Here is an 11,843-nt window from a genome sequence, read left to right as displayed (position 1 = left end):
GGAAGAAGGTGCTGCTAGCCCCTCACCCCGGCAGTCTCCACAAAGGGGCGAGGGGAAAAGAGCGCACCGACCCTAACCCTCTCCCCATTGGGGAGAGGGTTAGGGTGAGGGGAAAATGAAATGAAAATTTCGTTACTTCGGGAAAACTCAATACTGACGGGCTTTTTTCACCTGCGACTGCGTTTGCTCCGCGGCCTCACGCACGGCAGACGACTTCGCCACATGCGCATCGCCGGTTCGCCACCAGGAGGCGTAGTCGTGGGTCATGGTCTTCGGCAGCACCTTGATGTCCAGCAGCGTCGGGCCAGGATGGGCGCGGGCCGCCTCCAGCGCCGCCAGCAGGCTTTGCTCATCGTTCACCCGCCACGCGCGGCAGCCGTAGCTTTCCGCATTTTGCGCAAAATCGACCTTCACCAGCGGCCCGTCAAGCCGTCCGGTTTCCGGATTGCGATGGCGGTTTTCCGTGCCAAAGCTGCCCATGCCGTGCCCCATCTGCAGGTTGTTAATGCAGCCGAAGCTGGCGTTATCAAACAGCAGAACGGTGACCTTAATGCCCTCCTGAACGGCGGTTTGCAGCTCGGAGTGCAGCATCATGTAGGAGCCATCCCCCACCATGGCGTATACCGGCTGCTGGGGCCGGGCAAGCTTCGCGCCGATGGCTGCCGCAATCTCGTAACCCATGCAGGAATAGCCGTACTCCAGGTGATAGCTGTCCGGCGTTTTGACCTGCCAGAGGCGCTGTAAATCGCCCGGCAGCGAACCGGCCGCGCCCACCACGATGGCGTTATCTTCCACATGCTGATTGATCAGCCCCAGCACCCGCGTCTGGGTCAGGCGGGTATTGAGCGCCTCGCCGTATTCCGCCAGCTGCGCGTCCAGGTGCCCCGCCACTTCGGGCGCGTCGCCCGGACGCCACTGGCGATCCCACAGGCGACGGCACTCGTCGCGCCAGGCGGATTTCGCCTCAGCGATCGCCTCTCCCCAGCCGCTGCGGTAATCACCAAGCGCGTGGGTCAATGCCTCGAGCCCGGTTTGAGCGTCGGCAATCAGCGCCGTGGCGTCCAGCTTCAGGGCGTCAAACTCGGCCACGTTCAGCAGCAGGAATTCCACGTCCGGATGGGAAAAGAGCGCCTTGGAGCCGGTGGTAAAGTCGGTCAGGCGCGTGCCGATGCCGATCACCAGGTCGGCCTGCGGGGCGAGCTGGTTGGCCGCCATCCCGCCCGTCACCCCTACGCCACCGAGGTTAAGTGGGTGGTCACTTACCAGCGCCCCCTTTCCGGCCTGGGTTTCGGCAAACGGCAGCTGCAGCGTCTCGACAAAGTCGCGAAACGCCTCATGCGCGCCGGAATAGCGCACGCCGCCGCCGCACACCACCAGCGGGCGACGCTTGCGGGCGATCAGCGCCCGCGCCTGCGCCAGACGCTGCGGATCGGGCGGACGACGCTCGATGTGGTGCACGCGACGCGCGAAGAAGCTCAGCGGATAATCCCACGCTTCCCCCTGCACGTCCTGCGGCAGGCAAATCGTCACCGCACCGGTATCTGCCGGGTCAGTAAGCGTTCGCATCGCGCTGAGCATCGCGCTCATGAGTTGCTCCGGGCGGTTAATGCGGTCCCAGTAGCGGGAGACCGGACGGAAGCAGTCGTTGGTGCTGATGCTGAGGTCGTGATACTGCTCGATCTGCTGCAGCACCGGGTCCGGCTGGCGGCTGGCGTAGATATCGCCCGGAAGCAGCAGCAGCGGGATGCGGTTCGCCGTGGCGGTTGCCGCCGCCGTGACCATATTGGCGGCGCCCGGCCCGACGGAGGAGGTGACGGCAAAGATGCGCTGACGGCGGTGCTGTTTGGCAAATCCCGTCGCCATATGGGCAATGCCCTGCTCGTTGCAGCCCTGCATCACCTGCAGATGGCCCGGATCCTGCTCCAGCGCCTGGCCGATACCCAGCACGTTGCCGTGTCCAAAGATGGTGGCGACGCCCTCCACGAAGGGCGTTTCGTGGCCATCCACGCTGACGTACTGTTGATTCAGGAACCGGACCAGCGCCTGGGCCATGGTCATACGTTCGGTTTGCATAAAATCTCCTGTCAGCCCAGCGTCGGCATGGAGAACGCAGCGCCTGTCTCCTGCTGCATTTCCGGCCAGCGCGCGGTGATGGTTTTCATTCGGGTGTAGAAGCGCACGCCGTCGTTGCCGTGGACGTTGAGCGCGCCGAAGATGGAACGCTTCCAGCCGCCGAAGCTGTGGAATGCCATCGGCACCGGGATCGGCACGTTGACCCCCACCATGCCCGCCTGCACCTCTTCGCAGAAGCGGCGCGCGCAGCCGCCGTCGCGGGTGAAGATTGCCGAGCCATTACCATATTCATGGCGGTTAATCAGGTCCACCGCGCTGGCGTAATCTGCTACGCGCACCACAGAAAGCACCGGACCAAAAATCTCTTCTTTATAGATGGTCATCTCCGGGGTGACGTTATCGAACAGCGTCGGCCCGACGAAATAGCCCTGCTCGTGGCCCTTCACGCTGAAGCCGCGACCGTCCACGCGAAGCGTCGCCCCCTGCGCTTCTCCGCTGTCGATGTAGCCCAGCACCTTGCTGCGGTGCGCGGAGGAGATGAGCGGCCCCATTTCGTTTTCCGGCGTCTGGTCCAGCCCCGGCCCGACGCGCAGCGCGGCAATCTGTTTTTCCAGCCGGGCGCAGAGGTCATCGGCGGTGTTATCGCCCACCGCCAGTACCACCGAGAGCGCCATGCAGCGTTCCCCCGCCGCGCCGTAGGCCGCGCCCATGATGGCGTTGGTCGCCATCTCCATGTCGGCATCCGGCATTAAAATGCAGTGGTTTTTCGCACCGCCCAGCGCCTGGCAGCGCTTACCGTGGGCGGACGCGGTCTGGTAAATGTATTCGGCAATCGGCGTGGAGCCGACAAAGCTCACCGCCTGCACGCGCGGGTCGGTCAGGAGCACGTCAACGGACTCTTTATCGCCCTGCACCACGTTGAAGACGCCGTCCGGCAGGCCGGCCTCTTTCAGCAGCTGCGCCAGCGCGAGCGCCAGCGAAGGGTCTTTTTCCGACGGTTTCAGCACGAAGGTATTCCCGGTCGCCAGCGCAATCGGGAACATCCACATCGGCACCATCGCCGGGAAGTTAAACGGCGTGATCCCGGCGCAGACCCCGAGCGGCTGCATCAGCGAGTGGCTGTCAACGCCGGTCCCGACGTTCGCCGAGTGTTCACCCTTTTGCAGATGCGGAATGCCGCAGGCAAATTCGACCACTTCCAGGCCGCGGGTCAGTTCGCCCACCGCATCGGAGAAGACCTTGCCGTGCTCTTCGCTAATGAGACGGGCCAGACGTTCCATATTCTCTTCCAGCAGCGCCTTGAAGCGGAACATCACGCGCGCGCGCTTAAGCGGAGCATGACGCGCCCACGCCGGAAACGCCTGCTGCGCGGCGGCGATCGCCTGCTCCGTTTCCTGTGCCGTACTCATCACCACCTGGCGGATCTGCTCGCCGGTGGCCGGGTTGAAGATCGCCTGAACGCGCTGGCCTGAACCGGTGACACATTCGCCGTGAATAAAATTCGCTACCGTCTCCATCCTTAACCTCTCGCTGTTGATACGTGACTTGACCTGAACACTGTGTACTGAACACTATATATGAAACAAATATTCCATTTTAAGTTGAAATAAAATAAATGATGATTATTGTGATCAAGGATGGATTTTTATGTTAACAGCCAGCACCACTGACGCCGCGTGCGCTATTAAGGGTTCTCGGGCGAGGAAATGACTGAATCTTCTGTTTCATTTTTGCTGCCAGATGGATGGCCGACATTTAAAAGACGCGGTTTTGCGTTTAGAATCATATGACTGTATTTGGGGGATAACATGACGACAGCAACCAGCCTGAACGAACTGCAGCAGCAAATCCGCGATCGCTACGATAGCCTGAGCAAGAGGCTGCAGCAGGTCTCCCGCTACGTGCTGGACAACACCAACAGCGTGGCGTTTGATACGGTTGCCGTTATTGCCGAGCGCGCCGACGTGCCGCCCTCGACGCTGATCCGCTTTGCCAACGCCTTTGACTTCACCGGCTTCAACGAAATGAAACAGCTGTTTCGCATGAACCTGGTGGAGGAGACCGCCAGCTACAGCGACCGCGCCCGGCTGTTCCGCGAGATGGAGAGCGAGGCCGTGCCGGAAACGCCGCTCGATATCCTGCAGGAGTTTGCCCGCTCGAACGCGCAGGCGCTGCAGCAGCTGGCCGCCCGCGCCGAGCCGGAGATGCTGGAGCGCGCGGTACAGCTGCTGGCCGACGCCGACACCATCTACATCGCCGGACTGCGTCGATCCTTTAGCGTCGCCGCGTACCTCACCTATGCTCTGAGCCATCTGGAGTGCCGCCCTATCCTGCTCGACGGCATGGGCGGGATGCTGCGCGAGCAAATCAGCCGCATTAAGGCGCGCGACATCGTGGTGTCGATAAGCTTCTCGCCGTACGCGGAAGAGACGGTGATGGTCAGCGAAACCGCCGCCAGCGTCGGCGCGCGGCAGATTGTGATTACGGACAGCCAGATCAGCCCGCTGGCGACGTTCAGCGATCTCTGCTTTGTGGTGAAAGAGGCGCAGGTGGATGCGTTTCGGTCTCAGTCGGCGACGCTGTGCCTGGTGCAATCGCTGGTGGTGGCGCTGGCGTATCGCCGGGATAACAGCGAAAAATAGCTCACTTCCGGCCCGGTCCCCCGGGCCGCGGATTTAATCAGTGAATGCTCTCCTCCATCACGAAAAACAATAAAATAATTCCCCTCCGTAACAACATTTAATCAATTGATTTTCATAATCTAATTGCCATTTCATTTCCGATTCCTTTTGCTTTGCCAATCAATCTGTGAATACCCTCAAGGAATTAACACCACTGAAACAATAATATAACTTTCAGAGGTGACATCATGCTCAATAAAGAACGTCATTACGCAATACTGACCTACCTCAACCGATATGAGCGCGCGACGGTAAGCCATCTCGCTAAAATTTTTGGCGTCACCCGCGAAACTATTCGCAGTGACCTGAATATATTATCGAAAGAAGGGAGCGTTGAGCGTTGCCATGGTGGCGCCCTTATTAAGCGCCGTATTTTTCACACCCAGTCCGTCAATAACCTTGATAGCAATATCATTCATTTTTTTGAATCTGCTCAGTCAAAAAAAACAGCCAAATCTCGACATAAAGGGCGAAAGATGAAAGGCAAAGTCTGTATTTTAGGGTCGTTCAACGTCGATATTATTGCGAATGTGGATCGTTTTCCACAAAGCGGTGAATCGATATTTTCAGAAAATACCATTATCGGGCCGGGGGGAAAAGGTGCGAACCAGGCGCTGGCTGTGAGTAAATGTAATGTGAAAACGCACTTTGTCGGGAAAGTAGGAAACGACCAGTTTAGCCAGATGGCCTATGAGCATCTTACCTCGTCGGCAATTAACAGCTTTATGCTTTATCAGGACAAAGACAAGAAAACCGGTACGGCGCTTATTTATGTTTGTCAGGGCGACGGTGAAAATATGATTGCCATTAGCCCGGGAGCTAATCAATCGATTACCGCAGATGAGGTTGAAGCCATTATTCCGGAGTTAAAAAACTCGGATATCTTTTTAACCCAGCTGGAAAATAATTTACCCGCCACGTTCCGGGCCATTGAACTTGCTCGTTTCTGCGATATTAAGGTGGTTTTAAACCCGGCCCCCTTCTCTTCTGAGGTGGCAAGCTGTCTGAAAAACGTTGATTTTCTTACGCCTAATGAAACAGAAGCATCTTTGCTATCGGGTATTGCCGTTACTGATATGGCCAGCGCGAAAGCGGCAGCAAAAGCGATAAAAGCCAAAGGCGTGGGCTGCGTCATTATCACGATGGGAGCCAAAGGCGCGCTTATTTATGACGGCGAGCAGTTTATTCATATTCCTGCGCTAAAAGCGTTATGCGTGGATACAACAGGGGCGGGAGATGCCTTTAACGGTGCATTTACGGCCAGTATGGCCAAAGGAGAGTCTCTCGTTCAGGCCGCAAAATTTGCCTGCGCCTTTGCCTCCCTGGCCGTCGAAAAAGAAGGAGCGTCAAATATGCCAGAGTACAAAGATGTGCTCACTCGTCTGACGCAATATGAAAACATCGCCATCCACATTGAGAAAAATTAACACCACGTTTTTTTCGCTTTTTTACGTCCGATGCAGGTTATACATTGCATTCGCTGCAACCATTAAAGTAATGGGAGTAAGTTCGATGAAGGCTTTAACTGAAACAAAACCCAGCGAGCGGATATCCCTTGCAAGCCACATATCACAGCAACGAACCGTTACTCGCGCCGCACGCTTTCGTCAAAAGATGCGCAGGTGGTGGCCATTTTATGTGATGGCGCTGCCGGGAGTGATTTACTTTTTTATCTGGCACTATTTACCCATCTGGGAAACGAAAATCGCTTTTGAGCAATACCGGATCATTCCTCCCAATATTTGGGTAGGCATGCAATATTTCACCACGCTGATGTCTTCTCCCGTTTTCTGGCAGGTGATACAGAATACGGTCATCATTGGCGCGATGAAACTGGTCTTTATTTTCCCGGTACCCATTATTCTCGCCCTGCTGCTCAATGAGGTGCGTTCATCCGGTTATCGTAAATTCGTCCAGTCGGTCATTTATTTACCGCACTATTTATCATGGGTTGTTATTGCCAGTATTGCTATCGCCACGCTGTCGCCCGTCGATGGCGCGATTAACGACGTCATTAAATCTATGGGATACGACCCGATTCCGTTTATGACGGATACTGGCACGATTCGCTGGGTGCTGGTTTTCACTGAAATGTGGCGCAGCGCCGGATGGGATTCTCTGCTCTATATCGCGGCAATTCTGGCCATTGACCCGCAGCTGTACGAAGCGGCGGAGATGGACGGCGCAGGCCGCTGGCGAAAAATCTGGCATATCACTCTGCCAGCCATTACGCCCACTATCGCAACGCTGTTCATCCTCAACGTCGGGCTGTTCCTGAGCCAGGGCTTTGATCAGGTGTTCAACATGAGCAACGACGTGGTGAACGGGCAGATAGATATCATCGACACCTATGTATACCGCATGGGCCTGCGCACCGGCGAATTCTCACTAGCAACGGCGGCAGGGTTATTCAAAGGCGTGATTGGCATGGTCCTTATCGTGCTGGCTCACAACGTCTCTAAACGCCTGACGGGTAAAGGAGTCTGGTAATGCGCTGGTCATCTCGAAGCACCCCATTTGAACGCATTGAATATGTTCTTATTCTCTCCGTTCTGCTGTTGCTGGTCATCGTTACGCTTCAGCCTATTCTGAATCTGGTAGCCGTCTCCTTCTCAAGCCCGGCGAAGGTCGCAGGCATGAGTGGCCTTGCCATTATCCCGGAGGGTTTCTCGCTCGATGTCTGGAAGCTGCTGCTGAGCAATAAGGCCGTTCTTCGCGGGTTTGGAAACGCGATGCTCATCACCGTGGTGGGCACGATCGTCAACGTGATTTTCACCGTGCTGCTGGCCTGGGCGCTGGCGCAAAAACGCCTGCCGGGGCGCCGCCTGCTGTTTATGTTCGTGCTCTTCACGATTGTTTTTGAGCCGGGCATCATTCCCGATTTTTTGGTGATGAAGAAACTGGGCCTGCTGAACAGCTATTGGTCGGTCATTCTCTATCGCGCTGTTTTCGCATGGTACCTGATCATTCTGGTGCGTCTGTTCGAAGAGATCCCGGAAGAGCTGCTGGAAGCCGCCGAGCTGGATGGCGCGAATCCTTTCCAGACGCTATGGCACGTCATTCTGCCGGTTGCCAAATCCTCTATTGCCATGATCACGCTGTTTTATATGGTGCTGCACTGGAACGAATTTTTCCGCGCCATGGTGTATCTCAACGATCCGGACAAGTGGCCGCTGCAGGTTGTGCTGCGTCAGTTTGTCGTTGAGGGAGATAAGTTATCCATGGTCGGTGTGGAAAGTATGTCTAACTACACTGATGCCAGCCAGATCAGTATCAAGGCGCTCAAAGCCGGCATGATCACGCTGACGATAGCCCCTCTTATCGCCATCTACCCCATTATTTTGCGCTTCTTCACCAAAGGCACCATGTCCGGTGCGGTGAAGGGTTAACAAGGAGCGATGACGATGAACGTATTCAATACCCTTACCCGCGTCCTGCTGGGCAGTCTGCTACTGTGTCAGGTTGCGCAGGCAGAGCCGGTGACGATCAGGGTGGTGGAGAAAGACCTGCTCACCACCAACCGGGAAGACGTGGAGCATATCCACCGCATAGAACAGGCGCTGGCGCGGCAGGGTCACGATATCAAAATTGAGATCGTGAATCTCTCCTCCTCCGGCTATTCCGACGTGCTGAACGTGATGCTGCTTTCCGGCACTATCCCGGATCTGATCTACTTCAACGGCAGCGATCAGAAAATGGTTGAGCAAGGCATTCTTGAGGACTGGCGTCCGTGGATCGCAAAGACCCATTATCTGAAAGAGGCGCTGTGGCCGCACAACAAACTGCGGCTGCAAAACCATCCGACGCTGCTTTATGTCTATCCGCTGCGGGCGCGCCAACCGGTGATCCGCGAAGACTGGCTGCAAAAAAGTGGCTTCGGTGCGTCCCCCAAAACGCTGGAGGAGTACGTGACGCTGTTAAGCGCCATTCACAGCGGTGATTTCAATGGCGATGGCAAAGCGGATACGGCCGGGATCACCTCTGAAAAAGATCTCCGCGATCTGGATGGTTTTTTAAATCCGGCGTTTGGGCTCCGCGCTACGTGGCTTAAGGACGCGCAGGGTCAGTGGACACACGCGCAGATTAGTCCGCAGGAGCGCGACAAGCTGCAGTATTACCACTCACTGTATGAGAAAGGACTGCTCTCTTCGCAGTACATCACCACCAACTGGGAGCTGAAAGAAGATCAGTTTTACACCGGTAAAGTGGGCGTCGTTTCCGTCTCATCACCGGGGAACGTGGGGGTCTATCAGGAGAAAATGCGCCAGGTCCACCCGGATGCCACGCTGATGCTGCTCGATCCCCCCAAAGGTCCGGGAGGGCAAGGTCTGGCGGCGGTGGATGTGTCGATGGAGACCCGCGGTTTCGCAATGTCGACGCTGTCGAAGCATAAGAAAGAGGTCATGATTTTGCTTGATTTCCTGGCAAGTCCGGAAGGGCAAATGATGGAGCAGATGGGGTTTGAAGGCACTCACTACGTTCGTAAAGGCGATGCGGTTACCGTCACGCCAAAGATTAATGCCTGGTATCCGCGATTTATCTATGCCGCAAACTGGAAACCGCCTGTGGAGTGGCGCTCGCCCGCCATGCTGCGCTACATCGACAATTCACAACGCTATTTTGCGGCAGACAACGCGTTTATTTTCCCGTCAACCTTTGCGGCCGCGCTCGATTCCACCAGCAGCATTTATAACGAATGGGCCTACAAATTTGTCTCAGGCAAGGCCTCGTTCGATATGTGGGATCAATACGTCAATGCCTGGAAATCTGCCGGGGGTAACGCCATGACTCAATACGCACAGGAAAAATTAAAATGACAGATAACTTATCTTTCAGCTCCCGAGTTCTTGGCATGCTCTACGGCGTTGCATTTGGTGATGCGCTGGGTGGCCCGGTCGAGAAACTGTCCGCCCGTCAGATTCAGGAAAAATATGGCAAAGTCACCTCCATCAACCAGCGCTGGCACCGGATGGACGAGCCGTCCTCACGTCGCAATAACCGCATTCGCGGTAATGGGATCATTACCGATGACACGTTAATGACGCTGTGTCTGATGGAAGTGTACGACGAGCTGGGCCGCCATATTGATGCCTGGGACATGGCGGGACCGTTTGTCCGGAAAATCGCCTGGGAACCCCGCTGGGTGCCGGAGCTGGACAGAGAAGCGCTGGTCATTGAGCGCCTGTTTTACCCAGAAAAATGGATATTTCATCGTCTGCAACTTGCGGCCTGCGATCCTCGTCAGGGCGGGGTTGGTAATATGGTCAACTGCGGTGCCGCCATGTACGCCGCGCCCATCGGCGTAATTAACGCCTGTAACCCCACCGCCGCCTATCAGGAGGCTATCAACTTTACGCTGGGGCACCAGCAGAGCTATGGGCTGGAAGCAGCCGGCGTGTTCGCCGCCTGCGTCTCGGCGGCGTTCATCCCGGGGATCACCCTGGATGCCATCATTGATATTGCCCTGCAGCTGGCAAAAGACGGCACGCGTAAGGCTATCAACGCCACGCTGGATGTCGCCTGCTGCTACCGCGGGCAACCCTGGGATTACCTGCAGGTTGTCGATGCGCTCCACGAGGCGCTTCTGCCCTGGTCTCCAATGGGTGATGACCTGATGCACGGACCGGAAAAAGCCGGGGTGCCAACCATGGCGTACCAGCCTTCACGTCTGATGTCGATCGAAGAACTCCCCATGGCGCTGGCGTTCTGCCTGCTTCGGGAAGGTGACTTCCGTGGCGCGGTAGAAGATTCCATCAACTCGGGGCGCGACACAGATTCTATCGGGGTCATGAGCGGAGCCATTCTCGGTGCCCTCCACGGTAACACCATTATCGAGCCGGACGTGCTTGCCGGGATTGAACACGCCAACCGCCTCGATCTTCGCGACGCCGCGCGACGCTTTACTGAAACAGCGCAGCGCATTATTCAGCAGGATCTCTGTGCCGCAGAGGAATACCGCCAGCACGTCACCCCGTTTTTGCAACCGGAGCATCGCGCCGGTCGAGGAGAGTAACATGAGCCAAATCGTATTGAACCACCTGGGTAAATCCTACGGCAACGTCAGCATCATCAAAGACATCTCGTTGAATATTCATGAAGGTGAATTTATTGTGCTGGTCGGCCCTTCCGGGTGCGGTAAATCCACGCTTTTGCGGATGATAGCCGGACTTGAGGATATCACCTCTGGCGAGCTGCTCATGCAGGGCGAAGTGGTGACCACCCTGCCCGCAAAAAAACGCGATATTGCGATGGTATTCCAGAGCTACGCGCTCTACCCGCACATGAAAGTGCGGGACAACATGAGCTTTGCCTTAAAACTCGCCAACGTGCCCAAAGCAGAGCGCATGGCGCGGGTTGAAGAAGCGGCTGAAATTCTCGGGCTGACACATCTCCTTGACCGGGTGCCGCGTGAGCTTTCCGGGGGTCAGCGCCAGCGCGTCGCAATGGGCCGGGCCATTGTCCGCGATCCGAAAGCCTTTTTGTTCGATGAACCGCTGTCCAACCTGGACGCTAAGCTGCGCCATAAAATGCGCGGCGAAATTCGCAAGCTCCACCAGCGAATCGGGCGCACGACAATCTATGTCACCCACGATCAAACCGAAGCAATGACCATGGCGGATCGCATCGTGGTGCTGAATGCAGGCAATATTGAACAGGTCGGGACACCGGAAGAGCTTTATCATAATCCGGACAACCTCTTTGTCGCAGGATTTATTGGCACCCCGGAGATCAACACCCTAAAAGGCGTAATCCAGGCCGGTAGCGTGGTGCTGGCGAACGGCTACCGCTTCCCCTGCCCGCTCAAGTCCTATATTGACGGGATGAAGATCGTCTGCGCTATTCGTCCACATCACCTTCGAATCAGCAATACCGGGATAGCAGCAGAAATTGTACTGGTCGAGATGACCGGCGAAGGGCAGGAGATTCTGGTTCGCGTGGGCGACCAGGAGATGATTGTCGTGTCGCATGAAAAACTGGATGTCAGCCCTGGCGATGCGGTATTGCTGGAAGCCGAGCTCTCCAGGGTCTTCCTGTTTGAGGAGAAAAGTGGGCGCAGGTTGCGTACGTAAATGACAAAAAGCCCGCATC

General features: G+C 56.4%; 9 protein-coding genes. 7 read left to right on the top strand and 2 right to left on the bottom strand.

Annotated elements, in window-relative coordinates:
* Positions 1-147: 147 nt before the first annotated feature.
* Both iolD and ACVCAM_RS13580 read right to left on the bottom strand, forming a co-directional pair.
* On the bottom strand, positions 148-2,073 hold the full coding sequence (gene iolD / locus ACVCAM_RS13585) for a 3D-(3,5/4)-trihydroxycyclohexane-1,2-dione acylhydrolase (decyclizing) (protein WP_025912802.1): 1,926 nt from the start codon (positions 2,071-2,073) through the stop codon (positions 148-150).
* An 11-nt stretch (positions 2,074-2,084) separates the two neighbouring features.
* Positions 2,085-3,590, bottom strand: coding sequence for a CoA-acylating methylmalonate-semialdehyde dehydrogenase (locus ACVCAM_RS13580; protein WP_025912803.1), 1,506 nt, complete (start codon positions 3,588-3,590; stop codon positions 2,085-2,087).
* 291 nt (positions 3,591-3,881) lie between these two features.
* On the opposite strand from ACVCAM_RS13580, the gene ACVCAM_RS13575 reads away from it, so the two are divergent.
* The 7 genes from ACVCAM_RS13575 (at position 3,882) to ACVCAM_RS13545 (ending at position 11,824) form a co-directional block, all read left to right on the top strand.
* Positions 3,882-4,715, top strand: a complete 834-nt coding sequence (locus tag ACVCAM_RS13575; protein ID WP_021241828.1) for a MurR/RpiR family transcriptional regulator — start codon at positions 3,882-3,884, stop codon at positions 4,713-4,715.
* Positions 4,716-4,942: 227 nt separating this feature from the next.
* Positions 4,943-6,181 (top strand): PfkB family carbohydrate kinase, encoded by a 1,239-nt coding sequence (locus ACVCAM_RS13570; RefSeq protein WP_025912804.1) that lies wholly within the window; start codon positions 4,943-4,945, stop codon positions 6,179-6,181.
* Positions 6,182-6,410: 229 nt separating this feature from the next.
* Positions 6,411-7,244 carry an ABC transporter permease gene (locus ACVCAM_RS13565; protein ID WP_224162564.1) on the top strand — a complete coding sequence of 278 codons (834 nt, stop codon included), beginning with the start codon at positions 6,411-6,413 and terminating at the stop codon, positions 7,242-7,244.
* Entirely contained in the window at positions 7,244-8,143 is a 900-nt protein-coding gene (locus tag ACVCAM_RS13560) for a carbohydrate ABC transporter permease (RefSeq protein WP_021241831.1), read from the top strand. Before ACVCAM_RS13565 ends, ACVCAM_RS13560 begins: the two co-directional genes overlap by 1 nt.
* Positions 8,144-8,158: 15 nt before the next feature.
* The gene (locus ACVCAM_RS13555) at positions 8,159-9,571 is read left to right on the top strand and encodes an extracellular solute-binding protein (RefSeq protein WP_025912806.1); all 1,413 of its coding nucleotides are present in this window, start codon (positions 8,159-8,161) and stop codon (positions 9,569-9,571) included.
* On the top strand, positions 9,568-10,767 hold the full coding sequence (locus ACVCAM_RS13550; protein WP_032667598.1) for an ADP-ribosylglycohydrolase family protein: 1,200 nt from the start codon (positions 9,568-9,570) through the stop codon (positions 10,765-10,767). The genes ACVCAM_RS13555 and ACVCAM_RS13550 overlap by 4 nt, the downstream gene beginning before the upstream one ends.
* A 1-nt stretch (position 10,768) precedes the next feature.
* On the top strand, positions 10,769-11,824 hold the full coding sequence (locus ACVCAM_RS13545; RefSeq protein WP_025912809.1) for an ABC transporter ATP-binding protein: 1,056 nt from the start codon (positions 10,769-10,771) through the stop codon (positions 11,822-11,824).
* Positions 11,825-11,843: the final 19 nt, after the last annotated feature.

The sequence above is a fragment of the Enterobacter sp. CFEC122 genome (assembly GCF_052983755.1).
Note: the sequence above shows the minus strand (reverse complement) of the source record. Positions and strands in the feature narration are given on the sequence as shown.